Genomic DNA, 14,024 nt, shown 5'->3' with positions numbered 1-14,024 from the left:
GACAACTCGTGCTATGCTGCGCCTGACCATTCATTAACGATATCTGCATCATGCCTGGAAAGTTATTACGTTCAGTACTCATCGGTTTGCTTGTCGGGGGTCTGCTGCTGGCCCTGATGCCCTCGCTGCGCCAGTGGCAGTTGGCGCCGACTACCCAGAACGATACGGCAGACGACTCCCCGGCGAGCTATAACGCCGCGGTGCGCCGCGCGGCGCCCGCCGTGGTGAACGTCTATAACCGCGCCCTTAACAGCACCAGCCATAATCAGCTGACGCTTGGCTCAGGGGTGATTATGGATCAGCGCGGCTATATCCTGACCAACAAGCATGTTATCAACGATGCCGATCAGATTATCGTCGCCCTGCAGGACGGCCGCGTCTTCGAAGCGCTGCTGGTAGGATCCGATTCCCTCACCGATCTCGCCGTGCTCAAAATCAATGCTACCGGCGGGCTGCCGGTGATCCCGATCAATCCGAAACGCACGCCGCACATCGGCGACGTGGTGCTGGCGATTGGCAACCCTTATAACCTGGGGCAGACCATCACCCAGGGGATTATCAGCGCCACAGGGCGCATTGGCCTCAATCCGACCGGCCGCCAGAACTTCCTGCAGACTGACGCCTCGATCAACCACGGTAACTCCGGCGGGGCGCTGGTGAACTCCCTCGGCGAGCTGATGGGGATTAACACCCTCTCCTTTGACAAGAGCAATGACGGCGAAACGCCGGAAGGCATTGGCTTTGCGATCCCGTTCCAGTTAGCGACCAAAATTATGGATAAACTGATCCGCGATGGCCGGGTGATCCGCGGCTATATCGGCATTAGCGGCCGGGAGATCGCCCCGCTGCACGCGCAGGGCGGAGGGATCGATCAGATTCAGGGGATCGTCGTTAACGATGTCGCCCCGGACGGTCCAGCGGCGCAAGCCGGGATCCGCGCCAACGACGTAATCATCTCCGTGAATGACAAACCCGCCGTCTCGGCACTGGAGACGATGGATCAGGTGGCCGAGATCCGCCCGGGATCGGAAATTCCGGTGGTCATCATGCGTGATGATAAGAAAATCACGCTCCATATCGCCGTCCAGGAATACCCGGCCACCAACTAAACGGCTCCCCGTTTGGGGAGCCACGTTAATCGCTAAATACCGGACCGGCCGGGAATCTGACCAGAAACCCGGTTTCCATGAATGCTGGACAATAAAAAGCCGGAACAGCGGTTCCGGCTCTTCTGTTAGGGCGAGATTACTTGTTGACGAAGTCTTCGCCGAGCGCGATATCTTTCTTCAGGGTGTCCAGCATGCCCTCCAGCGCCTGCTGTTCAAAGGCGCTGAGTTTGCCGATAGACTGTCGCTCTTCCACGCCGTTTTTCCCCAGCAGCAGCGGCTGGGAGAAGAAACGCGCATAGTGGCCGTCGCCTTCCACGTAGGCGCACTCCACCACGCCTTTTTCCCCCTGCATGGCGCGAACCAGAGAGAGACCAAAACGGGCAGCCGCCTGGCCCATCGACAAGGTCGCCGACCCGCCGCCCGCTTTCGCTTCCACGACTTCGGTACCGGCGTTCTGAATACGTTTAGTCAGGTCGGCAATTTCCTGATCGCTAAAGCTGACGCCGGGGATCTGCGACAGTAAAGGCAGAATGGTGACCCCGGAGTGACCACCAATGACCGGGACTTCCACCTCGGTTGCCGATTTACCTTTCAGCTCCGCCACAAAGGTATTGGAACGGATGATGTCCAGCGTGGTAACGCCGAACAGTTTGTTTTTATCGTACACGCCGGCTTTTTTCAGTACTTCGGCGGCGATAGCCACGGTGGTATTCACCGGGTTGGTGATAATGCCGATGCAGGCCTGCGGGCAGGTTTTGGCAATCTGCTGCACGAGGTTCTTCACGATACCCGCATTCACATTAAACAGGTCGGAACGATCCATGCCGGGCTTACGCGCCACGCCCGCGGAGATCAGCACTACATCCGCGCCTTCCAGCGCCGGAGTAGCGTCTTCACCGGAAAATCCTTTAATTTTTACATCTGTGGGGATATGACTTAGATCTACCGCCACGCCCGGCGTAACCGGAGCGATGTCGTACAACGAGAGCTCTGAACCTGAAGGCAGTTGGGTCTTAAGTAGTAGGGCAAGCGCCTGGCCGATACCACCGGCAGCGCCAAGGACTGCAACTTTCATCCTAAACTCCTTATTATGGTTAATTTAGTCTTTCGTTATTCCGTCGCCTGGACCTTAATTCACAAGATGAACAATTACAATGATTATGGCTGAAGAATGCATTATTGTGCGTAGCAATAGAACAGCGGCGCACTTTATGCTTCCTGACTGACCATCCAGCAAAGCGAAGTACCGGATCGACTATTGGTTACAATACACCCAGCCAGTTGCGCAAAACAACACCAACTCAATAACATTTCATTTACTTTTACATGGCTTTAAGCGTTGTGATGAGAACATGTTCCTTATACGGTTTTTTTGCTAAAATATGCCCCCTTCATAACATTATTGACCTATCCTTTCGCGGATTATTTGCATAAAAATTCATGGTTATGCATAATGATGTTGATTTTACCACCATAATCTGGGTGACTTATGCGAAGTTCGGCAAAACAAGAAGAACTGGTTAAAGCGTTTAAAGCGCTGCTTAAAGAAGAGAAATTCAGCTCGCAGGGAGAGATCGTCCAGGCGCTGCAGGAAGAGGGCTTCGAGAATATCAACCAATCGAAGGTTTCCCGCATGCTCACCAAATTTGGCGCGGTGCGTACCCGTAACGCCAAAATGGAAATGGTCTATTGCTTGCCTGCCGAGCTTGGGGTACCGACCACCTCCAGCCCGCTGAAGAATTTGGTGCTGGATATCGACTATAACGATGCCGTAGTGGTGATTCATACCAGCCCCGGCGCCGCGCAGCTGATCGCCCGTCTTCTCGACTCGCTGGGCAAAGCGGAAGGCATTCTTGGCAGTATCGCCGGGGATGACACCATCTTTACCACGCCTGCGCGCGGTTTTACGGTGAAAGATCTGCACGACGCCATTCTGGTTCTGTTTGAGCAGGAACTCTGAGTAATTCCCCTCTGGCTACCGTCAGAGGGCGACTCCCTTTTCTTTTGCCTCTCCCCCCTTCCGGCACAACAACTATTTAACACTTAGTGTCATTTACGCCGTCTATACGTTCTTTTACTAACGCGAAAATCGTAAAACGCACAAAAGATCAAATTCGTATACCTTTATGAATTTATTAGAAATAAATCTTATCGCTGTCGCTAACGTGTCATTTTTAATTCTTATCCGTTATAAAAAGCGCAATCCATTGTAACTATTAACGCACAAAACAATTAGCATGGTATTAATATTTTTGGTGATTAGTGTATACTTGGTTTTGTGATGAGGGTCACGAAACAAAGCCCCCCAACAAAAAGATTCGACGAGGTGAACATCATGAAAATCAAAACCACTGTAGCTGCTATCAGCATCCTGTCCGTCGTGTCGTTTGGCGCTTTCGCCGCTGATATTATCAACAGCGAGCAGGCCCAGGGCCGCGAGGCCATCGGCACGGTTTCCGTCGGCGCGGTAGCATCTTCCCCGATGGATATGCATGAAATGCTGAACAAAAAAGCGCAGGAAGAAGGGGCTTCTTCTTACCGCATTATTGAAGCCCGCACTGGCGACCACTGGCATGCCACTGCTGAGCTGTATAAATAAGTTTTAGACGTCAACGATTAACCTGACAAAAATTCTCTACCGCGGCCCGGCGACATACATCGCCCCGCCGCGGCAAAACAAAGACTGGAGTAAAGATTATGAAACGCGCAATGATCATCGCATCCCTTGGCCTGGCTTCCCTTCTCTCTTTCGGTGCCAGCGCGGCTGTCCAGCAAGTGAACGCAGAACAAGCCCAAAATCTGCAATCCATGGGCACCATCTCCGTATCCCAGGTAGGTAGTGCGCCAATGGACATGCGTCAGGAACTGGCGGCTAAAGCCGAGAAAGAAGGCGCCAGCAGCTACCGTATTATTGAAGCACGTACCGGCGATAGCTGGCACGCCACCGCTGAGCTGTACAAATAAACCCTCGTCGTCTTATTTCGACGACTTGCCCCCGCCTGCCGGGGGCTTTTTTATGCTTGTCGGGCATTAAAACGCAACTCCCCCTCCAGCTCTTCCTCTGCTTCATCAAACAATAAAATCAATGCGCCAAAGCGCCGGCGCTGCTTGTCATTTAAATGGATGAACTCAATATCCAGCGGCAGCGGTAGCAGGCCACCGGTCACTGCGTCCCATAGCGAATCCAGGTTGTTGACCTTATCCTGAGCCAGCTCGAAGGTTCGGGAAAACTCCCGGTAGAAATCCTGTTGTTCGGCGATTTCGTCAAAATCAAACGTATAGGTGGTCATGACAGCCCCTCCCGCTTCTCTTTCTGTCGCCGTTAAGTATAGCGATAAAAAAACCGACGCCTGGGCGTCGGTTTATGGGTTAGCTGCTGGTCAGCACATGCTGGTACTTATGCAACATCTCAACCAGTCGCCGTACCGGCTCGGTGACCTGCGGCGAGGCCTCCCAGACCCGCAGCTTCTCCTGATAGACATCAAGCTCCGCCAGCAGCTGGGTAAAATAGCGCCGACGCTTATCATCGCTGCCGGCGGAGATCACATGGTCCGCGGTACGTCGCAGCTGACGATGGAAGGCGGAGAGATCGTCGTTCACCGGCACGGGCGCATCGCGCAAGCGCTGATGGGCGATGATTAACGTCAAGGCCAGACGGAAACGGGCGACGTCACCTGGGAATTTATTGAGTAATAAAAACAGCTGCTGATAGAGCGCGGGCAGATGATTCTCTTTGCGACGCGCCGAGTTGGTGGTCAGCGAAGAGACCGCCGCGGAGACAAACTGGTTCAGCAGCACCCGACCGGTTCTGGCCCGGGAGTTATCCCTGACAATAAGAATAACCATCAGAGCGAGGAAACAGCCGACGATCTGCCCCAGCGCGCTATCGAGGAACTGGCTGAACTGGAACTGCATCGGGTTATCCAGCACAAGAATGTTGATGGTGCTCGCCAGCGCCCCCAGCGATCCGAGACGCCTTTTCTGCACTTCGATCCCGATAAAGAACGCCATCGCCGCCAGGCTGATGCAGAGCAACAGCATGCTCTGCTGCGTCGCCGGCATGATCACCAGGAAGTACAAGGTGCCCAACGGTAACGCCGCCAGGGTGCCATAGAGGAAGTCTATCGCCACCATACGCGGGTTTGGCAGGCGCATCGCCAGCGCGGTAACCACGGCGATCATTACCATCGCGCCGCTGCCTGAGGTCCAGCCCGTCCACAGCCAGAATAGCGTTCCGAGAATACAGGAGACAGAGGTGCGCCAGAAGTTCACCATCGCGTGATGACGTTCGGCGGATTCCACTTTAACCACCGTTTCGCCGCGCAACACGCCATCCTCGATACGGCTGATTTTAGTATTCCCCACCACGCCGCGCTTAAGCAGCAGGTAACGCGTGGCGGCGCCCACCCAGCTATAAATCGTGACCGGGGTATTATGCTCGCCTTTCCAGGTCAGGAAGCGGCGCATGCGCTTCAGCTGCTGGTGAACATCCTGCACCGTCTCAACCGGCTCGGCGAACAGCTCGCGATAGTCGTCCGTGACCATTTCCGGGCGTGAGTTCTGAATCAGATAGGTTTCGCAAGCCTGGGTGATAAGGGTTAGCGAAAGGGTGTTGATCGCCTTCAGGCGCTGATTGGCCTTTGCCCAGCGTGAGGATTCCATAATCAGGTTACTACGCATACCTTCCAGCGCCGTAGTGCGGCGTACCAGCGCTCCCCAGGCTTGATCCACTTCCTCTTTTTCACCGTGCGCGACGCATAACTGCATCAGCTTATACTGTGCAATTAGCAGATTATCGAGCTCGAGGTCGATCTCTTTTTTAATCGAACGCGGCGAAAACAGGAGATCGGCGACGATGGCGCTGACAATACCGATGACAATTTCGCTGCAGCGTTCGACAGCAAACTGCGGCGCCAGCATCGGATTGGTATGGATGGTAATAATGATAATCAGCGCGGTGTACCCGGCCAGCCCCCAGGCATAGGAGTTTTCGACCTTGACCAGCGACGAAACCCAGGTACAAAACCCGGCCCACAGACAGCAGACCAGCATCATCAACAGAGGCGCGCGGATCATCAGGATGATGATAACCAGCGCCGCAATACAGCCAATAAAGGTCCCGGCAATACGCAACATACCGCGATAGCGGATCGCGCCGGAGTACGGTTCGCCGCCAGCAGCAAAGGCCGGCCCGGCGGCGACGATCGCTGCCGTCAGTACCGCCCAGCGCGGCGTTTCGAGCTGAAAATGGAAACCGACAAACAGCGCCAGCACCACCGCGCATGCAAGCTTAATGGCAAAGCGGAGATGCCGGGGAGCAATGGTATATGTCCCCATAGCGATTAACCAAATTCGCGCAGGCGCATAGCCAGTTTCTGGAAGAAGTTGGCCTGGCTGGTATCACGATCTTCTTGACCGGTGATCACTACCGTCGCCGTGGTGCCCGATGGCCACAGATTCCCCTGCTGGTGATCGAGGCGAATACGCACCGGCACACGCTGCGCCAGACGCACCCACTCAAGGTTGGAGTCGACCGAGGCCATCCCTTTCGAGTCGCTGCTGCTGCTGGCGTTGGTCACCCCCGCAGCGATACTGTCCACCGTCCCTTTAATGGTTTTGCTGCTGCCCAGCGGGGTAATCTCCGCACGATAGCCTGGACGGACGCCCTCCAGTTTGGTCTCTTCCAGATAGGCCATGACGTAAAACGTATTCTCTTTCACCAGCGCCACCGCCGTGGAGCCACGGGTGATAAATTCCCCAGTGTAGACGTTAAGGTTAGTCACCCAGCCATCCGCAGGGGCGCGAATGACCGTCCGCTCCAGATCTAGCCTGGCCAGGTCGCGACTAGCCACCGCTTTCGCCAGCTGATGTTCAACGGTTTGCAGTACGTTGTTCGCCTGATCAATCTCTTCCCGCGACATCGCCTGTACGCCAAGCTTATTACGCCGACCGGCTTCGACGCGTTTTTCCTGAGCTAACGTCTGATAATAGGCGACATCAGCTTCCGCCTGCGCCAGCGCTTTTTGGTAACGAGGTTGGTCAATAACGAACAATACCTGGTCTTTCTTAACCAGTTGGTTATCCTTGACGTTTACCTGAGAAATCAGCCCGGAGACGTCGGGGGCAATCGCCACAATGTCGGCGCTAAAGCGCGCATCACGCGTCCACGGCGAGGCGGTGTAATAAACCCAGGCGCGGAAAATCGCCACGAAGGCCAGAATGACCAGTATCACGGTAATGGCAGTACGGAGGATATTTCTTGTTAGTGTTTTCACATCAACCTCAAACGAACAAGCGCGATATCAAATAAAAAAGGCAGCAATAGAGCGCCGTATTAAACAGTGCTGGGTGCCAGACAAAATCGTAAATGCCGGTCGGAACCAGCAGTCGGTGCACCAGCCAAAAGATAGCCAGCGACAAAAGCAACTCGAAGAAGATCGGCGGAAACGATAAGCCGAAAATCACGATGACAGGAAACAGACTCATGATGACCTTGAATAAGAAGCGTACAGGTAGTGAGCAGATGCGTTTATTATGTAGCTAACAATATATTAACGTAACGATTGCCGCATTATCTACAATGTGTGATCTAAATCACTTTTAAGCCAGAGTGAATAATGGAACGATTAAAACGCATGTCCGTTTTCGCCAAAGTGGTCGAATTAGGTTCATTCACCGCAGCGGCCCGCCAGCTTCAGATGAGCGTTTCCTCGATCAGTCAGACCGTCGCCAAACTGGAAGATGAACTGCAGGTAAAGCTACTCAACCGCAGCACCCGCAGCCTTGGCTTAACTGAAGCAGGTAAAATCTATTACCAGGGCTGCCGTAGGATGCTGTTTGAAGCGCAGGATGTCCATGAGCAATTATACGCATTTAACAATACCCCCATCGGGACGCTGCGCATCGGCTGCTCTTCAACTATGGCACAGAATGTTCTGGCGCGCATAACGGCGAAAATGCTCAAAGAATACCCCGGGCTCTCTGTTAATCTGGTCACAGGCATACCTGCGCCAGACCTGATCGCCGACGGCCTTGACGTGGTGATCCGCGTGGGCGCCCTGCAGGATTCCAGCCTTTTTTCCCGCCGCCTGGGCTCAATGCCGATGGTATTATGCGCCGCTAAAAGCTATCTGGCGCAGGCTGGCAATCCAGAGAAACCGGCCGACCTTGCCGGACATGCCTGGCTGGAATATAGCGTGCGGCCGGACAATGAGTTTGTCATTATCGCGCCGGAAGGGATCTCGACCCGCCTGACCCCGCAGGGGCGCTTCGTGACCAACGACCCTATGACGCTGGTGCGCTGGCTGACCGCCGGGGTGGGTATCGCCTATGTACCCTTAATGTGGGCGATCGAAGAGATCAACCGCGGTGAGCTTGAGATCCTGCTGCCCAGCTATCAGTCCGATCCGCGACCGGTCTACGCCCTGTATACGGAAAAGGATAAACTGCCGCTGAAAGTGCAGGTCTGTATCAACTATCTGACGGAGTATTTTGTCGACGTGGCGAAGATCTATCAGGGCATGCACGGGCGCGGGATCGCCCGGTGAAGCGGTTCCCGGCAGCGCCGGGAACCAGGTCAGGATCAGGCGGTGCCGCCGACGGTAAGGTTATCGACCTTCAGGGTCGGCTGGCCGACGCCCACCGGCACGCTCTGGCCCTCTTTGCCACAGACGCCGACGCCGTTATCCAGGCGCAGGTCGTTGCCCACCATCGAAATCTGCTGCATGGTCTCAATGCCGGAGCCAATCAGCGTGGCCCCTTTCACCGCCTTCGTGACCTTCCCTTTTTCGATCAGATAGGCCTCGGAAGTGGAAAAGACGAATTTACCGGAGGTGATATCCACCTGCCCGCCGCCGAAGTTAGGCGCAAAGATACCGTAGTCGACCGATTCGATAATCTCCTGTGGCGTCGACTGGCCCGCCAGCATATAGGTGTTGGTCATACGCGGCATCGGCAGATGGGCATACGACTCACGTCGGCCATTGCCGGTCGGTGCGACGCCCATCAGGCGCGCGTTGAGTTTATCCTGCATATAGCCTTTCAGAATGCCGTTTTCGATTAGCACGTTGTATTGCCCCGGCGTCCCTTCGTCATCAATGGCCACCGAGCCACGGCGATCGGCGATGGTGCCGTCATCCACTACGGTGCACAGTTCAGAGGCGACTAATTCCCCCATATGGCCGCTAAAGACCGAGGTGCCACGCCGGTTGAAATCGCCTTCCAGCCCATGGCCGACCGCTTCATGCAGCAGGACGCCAGGCCAGCCGGCGCCGAGCACCACCGGCAGCATCCCCGCAGGGGCGGCGACCGCCGAGAGGTTGACCAGCGCCATGCGCACCGCTTCTTTCGCCCAGGCATCGGCCCGCACGTCGCCCTCCTGGGAGGCGAGGAAATAGTCATAACCAAAACGCCCGCCACCGCCGCTGCTGCCGCGCTCACGCTTGCCATCCTCTTCCACCAGCACGCTGACGGAAAGACGAACCAGCGGACGAACGTCGGCGGCCAGAGTGCCATCGGTGGCGGCGATCAGGATCAGCTCATACACCCCGCTCAGGCTGGCTGAAACCTCCTGCACCCGCTGGTCCGCCGCCCGGGCGACTTTGTCTACCCGGCGCAGAATATCCAGCTTCTCTTCCCGGGTCATACTCTGCAGCGGGTCGATGCTGGTGTACAGGGCACGATGCTCTACGGCGCCGAGGGTCTGCACTTTGCCATTGCCGGTGTCGCGCACAATGGTCCGCGCCGCCTGGGCGCTCTGCTCCAGCGCCAGTTTGCTGATCTGATCGGCGTAGGCAAAGCCCGTTTTTTCGCCGCTGACGGCGCGCACGCCTACGCCCTGATCGATATTGTACGACCCATCTTTAATGATGCTGTCTTCCAGAACCCAGGATTCGTGATAGCTCGACTGAAAATAGAGATCGCCGTAATCGAGGCGGCGCTCGGTCAGTTGACCAAGAATGGCAAACAGGTCCTGATGATTCAGGCCATTTGCCGACAGTAATTGTTCACTTACCAGGTTCAGACTCATCGTTATGCTACTCGTTTGTTGCCGCCTGACAGGCGGAAATACAGAAGGCTATCTATTGAGATTGCGGCAATTCCCGGCAATCGTCAAATCATTGCTTTTTATTGCTGCGCGCCTGGCGCAGCACTTCATTGATCTGCGGCTGGTCAATCGGGCCGGTGATGCGGTAGCGCAGAATCGAAACTTTATTCCACAGCGGACCCAGCACTTTGCTGGCGGCAAATACCGCCGCGCCGACGATGGGGTTGACGGCAAAGGCCGCCGCCACGCCGACGGTCGCGGAGATCTCCGGCGCCACCACCGCCTGCAGATCCAGCTGGCGACGCACCAGATCGACCGACCCTTTCATAGCAATATCCGCTTCAAGGCCATCTACCAGCGTATCATCGGTATGCAGTACGCCATCCTTAATCCATGCCGTACTGTTAATCGAATCGAAGTAAAAGCCTTCGCTGAAGGTATCGCTGAAATCGAAACGCAGTTTACGCAGCAGGGCATCCACACTCAGCAGACGCAGCAGCTGGCCAGCGTGCCCGGTACTCAGGTCGGTAAACTGCCCCTTGCCCAGGTGGCTTTTAATGATGCCATTGAGCGACGCGACATCGGGTGACCAGGGCGGCGCGCGCCAGTGCAGATCGTAGTCGATATCAAACGGCGAATCCTTCACCGGCGTGGAGACGCCAAAGAAATCCGCAAATGCATCCGTCTTATTGCCGTGCAGTCTGCCTTTCAGCGAGGTTCGAACCCCTGAAGGGGCGTTCACCCACACGCCGTTGGTCGTCAGCCGGCCAAACCCGGTATCCACCAGGCCGTTGGAGAGCGTTAAGGTATCCCCTTTGATCGCCACATCCCCATCGATGCGGCCATATTTTTGTCCCCACAGCCAGCATTCCGCGCAGCGTAGCTGCAGATCGGGCCAGCCATGGAAATCCAGCCGCGTCGCCGTCTGGGGGGCCACATTCTCTGTTGCGTTCTGGCCGCTGGCGCTGGCCGGATTGAAATAGAGATAACGCACATTTGCCAGCCACGGAGCATTGTCGCGCATCGTCAATGTGGCATTGATCTCACGCCCCTGCGCCTCAACCTGCGAGCCGCCGGCGACCGGCTGGGACATCAGACTGACGTTGTTCCACTGTTGCCCCGCAAGGGCCAGCGACGGCGTACGCAGCACAATGCGCGGTGGAAAGAGCACGCTGCTGCTCACTTCATTTGCCGCGCCGTTCTCGAAGAGCGCCAGCCACTGCGCGCCATCCATCGGCGGCAGATTAAGCTCGATACCGGGCTGATCGGGCAGCGGAGAGTGCCCTTTGCTGTCAGTGGTAAGGATCGCTCTATCCAGCGTCAGCTTATGATTGAGCAACCAGCGGCTGTTAATATGATTCTTCGCCCCGACGGAGCCGGTCAGGTCGAAGCTGCTCAGGCCGCCGGCGACGTTAATTTTGACCGGAAGGGGTTCGCCGGCGGGCTTACTGACTGGCGAAGGTAAGCGACTGCTCACATTCTTCAGATCGCCGTTGATATCGACCTTATAGCTGGCATTGCCATGGTACGGCAGTTCGATGGCGACCTTGCCATCCCACGGGACGCTACCGCTCAACGCCTCACTCACGGCTTTCGGCAGCAGCCCGGTGCGCGACGGCTGCCAGTTGGCATTCATCCCGACATCCACCAGAAACGCTTTTTCACCTTCGCGGGTGGAAAAATTGAGGTTCAGCGGCTGATTAAACCAGGTCGCGCTCAACGTTTGACTATTGAGATCGCCATTCACAAAGCTGAAATTACCGCTCAGGTTCTGCAGCGTAGTATCTAACGGTTTGATAAACAGGCTATTATTCTGCAGGCGCACATCGCCTTTCGCGGTGGTCATCTCGCCGTCGAGGGGGATATTCAGATGTAAGCGAGCGCTCACATCCCCATCCAGCTGCAGGGAATCCAGCGCCGCCCCGAGCGACTCTTTCAGCGGCGTAGTATTAAAGTAAGGTCCAACCTCTTTGCCCGGGCCTTTGATATCGGCATCAATCAGCAGTTTTTCCTGCGCATAGTCCGGGATTGCGGCATCGAGATTGCTGGCGGTCACGTTGCCAAGCATCGCTTTATCCGCCCGCATCCACAGGCCGTTGTTGATAAAATTGAGGTCGATGTTCAGCCCGGTTAGCGCCGGCCAGTCCGGTTGGAAGGCAAAAGTGGCGTTCTTCAGCGGAACATAAACCTGGAACTGGCCTTCATTATGCGGATAAGGAAATAGATGCGGATTGCCGCCATACACCAGCGTCGCATCGCTGGCTTGCCCCGCTTTAATCGCGCCGCTGAGATAGTCCACCAGCGCTTTGCCCATCAGATTTTCCGGGAAATAACGCCATGCCTGGCCACCGTCATTGGTGCTGATGCCCGCCAGAATGCCCAGCCAGGGATCGTCCCCCTGCGGTTGCAGATAGCGGAAGCCGCCGCGGGCGCGTACGCCTGTCGCCTGCACGTCTATATCGCGGCCATCAAGCATAAACCCTTTGTCGTTTTTCACCCAACTGAGCGTGGCTTCGCCAGCGGCTATCTCCAGCGGCGCGCGGAAGACGCCGGCATACGGCATCAGCGCCTTCGCCATATGGGCGCGTAATTCCCCGTGCTCAACGCTGCCATTCAGACTGCCGGAGAAGTGCTCTGCCCCCGGCAGGAGTTTCCACTGCTTCCACGCCAGATCGCTCCACTGCGCCTGAAAACGCGTTTTCTCCGTCGCCTGCAGGGGGATATCGAGAGCCAGCAAATTGATTTTGCCGCCAGGCTGCGTGGTACGCCAGAGTTCGCCCAGAGAAGGCGCCAGCTTATCAGCAAACGGCTGTAACCCGCTCAGGCCGCTGAGGGCCAAATTGCTGGCGCGAATACGTAACTCATCGCTACGCTGACGATCGTCGCCACCAACGTCCTGCGCCGGGATCCATGCCATCGCCAGGGCTCCGCTTGGCCAGGGTTTATCATCGATAGCGATCCGCGTATCGGGAATATAAAAGGCCCAGCTTTGCTTATCATGGGAGAGATGCGCCGTCAGGTTATCCACCGACAAATGATGGACTTCGTTATCGCCCTGCCAGCTGGCGCCCCCTTTTTTCAGCCATACGTCGCCGCTGGCCACATCGCCTTTTTCAATGGTCATCCAGCCTTCGAGGCTGAAGCGGGCGCTTTTCAGGGCGATATTGTCCTGCATCCAGCGTCCCAGCCACGGTTTGACGTCGATATCATCCGCCTGCAGCCAGACCCGGCCTTTATTCAGCAGGCCATCCTCATCGCGAAGATCCATCCGCACCTGCATGACGCCATGCTGGCCGGTGAGGCTGGAGAGGCTGAGCTGCCCCTCGGCGCGATGACGGTTCCTGCCGTTAAGCCATGTCAGCTGCGGAACCGCCAGCTCCGCCCGCTGACCGGAAAGGGTCAGGAAGCTCAAATGGCTGTCGCGCAGAGTAAAGTGATCGAACTGACGTAAAAAGAGATCGCTGATGCGGTCGGTTTTCAGGCTTTCGCCACCGTCATTGGTCTGAATAGGGGTATTGGTATGGGCCTGCAGCTGCCAGAAGGTGAGGTCGCGGAACTGCCAGCGCATATGCAGCAGGCTCTGCCAGACATCCAGCGCCAGGGTTACGCGCTTGACCGCCATTGTGCCGCCATCTTTCAGCCCGACATGGATATCGCGGGCGTCTAACGTCGGACCAAAAGTCTGCCAGCTGGCGGTGATCTGCGAGGCGTCCACCGGCGTACCGGTGAGGGTGGAGATCTTCTCCAGCAGCTGCGGACGCCAGGCGTCGAGCTGTGGCAACACGAGACGCAAGCCACTCACCAGCAGCGCGACGATAACAATCAATGTTGCCACGGTGAGCAATAAAATCCCGGGCAGTCGCCTCACG

12 protein-coding genes are annotated in these 14,024 nt (G+C 56.4%); 5 read left to right on the top strand and 7 right to left on the bottom strand.

Features of this window, described 5'->3' with window-relative positions; genetic code table 11:
* Positions 1 to 50 precede the first annotated feature (50 nt).
* Positions 51 to 1,109, top strand: a complete 1,059-nt coding sequence (gene degS, locus KB892_RS00905) for an outer membrane-stress sensor serine endopeptidase DegS (protein ID WP_002918568.1) — start codon at positions 51 to 53, stop codon at positions 1,107 to 1,109.
* A 136-nt stretch (positions 1,110 to 1,245) separates the two neighbouring features.
* Here the strand turns inward: degS and mdh are convergent, their stop codons facing one another.
* Positions 1,246 to 2,184, bottom strand: a complete 939-nt coding sequence (gene mdh, locus KB892_RS00900; protein WP_002918570.1) for a malate dehydrogenase — start codon at positions 2,182 to 2,184, stop codon at positions 1,246 to 1,248.
* Positions 2,185 to 2,598: 414 nt separating this feature from the next.
* Here mdh and argR point away from each other — a divergent pair, with 414 nt between their 5' ends.
* The 3 genes from argR to yhcN-B all read left to right on the top strand — a co-directional run bounded on the left by argR (position 2,599) and on the right by yhcN-B (position 4,073).
* Entirely contained in the window at positions 2,599 to 3,069 is a 471-nt protein-coding gene (argR, locus tag KB892_RS00895; RefSeq protein ID WP_002918625.1) for a transcriptional regulator ArgR, read from the top strand.
* Positions 3,070 to 3,444: 375 nt separating this feature from the next.
* Complete coding sequence (gene yhcN / locus KB892_RS00890; protein ID WP_002918626.1) at positions 3,445 to 3,708, top strand: peroxide/acid stress response protein YhcN; 264 nt, start codon at positions 3,445 to 3,447, stop codon at positions 3,706 to 3,708.
* Between the two features lie 98 nt (positions 3,709 to 3,806).
* Positions 3,807 to 4,073 (top strand): DUF1471 family stress response protein YhcN-B, encoded by a 267-nt coding sequence (yhcN-B, locus tag KB892_RS00885; protein WP_002918627.1) that lies wholly within the window; start codon positions 3,807 to 3,809, stop codon positions 4,071 to 4,073.
* Between the two features lie 50 nt (positions 4,074 to 4,123).
* Here the strand turns inward: yhcN-B and KB892_RS00880 are convergent, their stop codons facing one another.
* The 4 genes from KB892_RS00880 to aaeX form a co-directional block, all read right to left on the bottom strand.
* Positions 4,124 to 4,399: a barstar family protein gene (locus KB892_RS00880; RefSeq protein WP_002918629.1), complete on the bottom strand. Its 276-nt coding sequence runs from the start codon at positions 4,397 to 4,399 to the stop codon at positions 4,124 to 4,126.
* A 79-nt stretch (positions 4,400 to 4,478) separates the two neighbouring features.
* Positions 4,479 to 6,446: a p-hydroxybenzoic acid efflux pump subunit AaeB gene (aaeB, locus tag KB892_RS00875; RefSeq protein WP_002918632.1), complete on the bottom strand. Its 1,968-nt coding sequence runs from the start codon at positions 6,444 to 6,446 to the stop codon at positions 4,479 to 4,481.
* Between the two features lie 5 nt (positions 6,447 to 6,451).
* A complete protein-coding gene (gene aaeA, locus KB892_RS00870) occupies positions 6,452 to 7,384 on the bottom strand; it encodes a p-hydroxybenzoic acid efflux pump subunit AaeA (RefSeq protein WP_002918639.1) in 933 nt (310 codons plus the stop codon).
* 7 nt (positions 7,385 to 7,391) lie between these two features.
* On the bottom strand, positions 7,392 to 7,595 hold the full coding sequence (gene aaeX, locus KB892_RS00865; RefSeq protein ID WP_002918640.1) for a p-hydroxybenzoic acid efflux pump operon protein AaeX: 204 nt from the start codon (positions 7,593 to 7,595) through the stop codon (positions 7,392 to 7,394).
* 131 nt (positions 7,596 to 7,726) lie between these two features.
* Here aaeX and aaeR point away from each other — a divergent pair, with 131 nt between their 5' ends.
* Positions 7,727 to 8,656, top strand: a complete 930-nt coding sequence (aaeR, locus tag KB892_RS00860) for an HTH-type transcriptional activator AaeR (protein WP_002918641.1) — start codon at positions 7,727 to 7,729, stop codon at positions 8,654 to 8,656.
* A 35-nt stretch (positions 8,657 to 8,691) separates the two neighbouring features.
* On the opposite strand, the gene tldD is transcribed toward aaeR, so the two are convergent.
* Both tldD and yhdP read right to left on the bottom strand, forming a co-directional pair.
* Entirely contained in the window at positions 8,692 to 10,137 is a 1,446-nt protein-coding gene (tldD, locus tag KB892_RS00855) for a metalloprotease TldD (RefSeq protein ID WP_002918642.1), read from the bottom strand.
* A gap of 88 nt (positions 10,138 to 10,225) precedes the next feature.
* Positions 10,226 to 14,023, bottom strand: a complete 3,798-nt coding sequence (yhdP, locus tag KB892_RS00850) for an AsmA2 domain-containing protein YhdP (protein ID WP_004150952.1) — start codon at positions 14,021 to 14,023, stop codon at positions 10,226 to 10,228.
* Between the last annotated feature and the right edge of the window lies 1 nt (position 14,024).

This window comes from Klebsiella sp. P1927 (genome assembly GCF_018204675.1).
GTDB lineage: Bacteria > Pseudomonadota > Gammaproteobacteria > Enterobacterales > Enterobacteriaceae > Klebsiella > Klebsiella pneumoniae.
This window is presented reverse-complemented; position numbering and strand designations above follow the sequence as displayed.

Excerpts from the sequence above, each read along its gene's own strand:
- degS (WP_002918568.1), top strand. The coding sequence starts at position 51 with ATGCCTGGAAAGTTATTACGTTCAGTACTCATCGGTTTGCTTGTCGGG.
- mdh (WP_002918570.1), bottom strand. The coding sequence starts at position 2,184 with ATGAAAGTTGCAGTCCTTGGCGCTGCCGGTGGTATCGGCCAGGCGCTT.
- argR (WP_002918625.1), top strand. The coding sequence starts at position 2,599 with ATGCGAAGTTCGGCAAAACAAGAAGAACTGGTTAAAGCGTTTAAAGCG.
- yhcN (WP_002918626.1), top strand. The coding sequence starts at position 3,445 with ATGAAAATCAAAACCACTGTAGCTGCTATCAGCATCCTGTCCGTCGTG.
- yhcN-B (WP_002918627.1), top strand. The coding sequence starts at position 3,807 with ATGAAACGCGCAATGATCATCGCATCCCTTGGCCTGGCTTCCCTTCTC.
- KB892_RS00880 (WP_002918629.1), bottom strand. The coding sequence starts at position 4,399 with ATGACCACCTATACGTTTGATTTTGACGAAATCGCCGAACAACAGGAT.
- aaeB (WP_002918632.1), bottom strand. The coding sequence starts at position 6,446 with ATGGGGACATATACCATTGCTCCCCGGCATCTCCGCTTTGCCATTAAG.
- aaeX (WP_002918640.1), bottom strand. The coding sequence starts at position 7,595 with ATGAGTCTGTTTCCTGTCATCGTGATTTTCGGCTTATCGTTTCCGCCG.
- aaeR (WP_002918641.1), top strand. The coding sequence starts at position 7,727 with ATGGAACGATTAAAACGCATGTCCGTTTTCGCCAAAGTGGTCGAATTA.
- tldD (WP_002918642.1), bottom strand. The coding sequence starts at position 10,137 with ATGAGTCTGAACCTGGTAAGTGAACAATTACTGTCGGCAAATGGCCTG.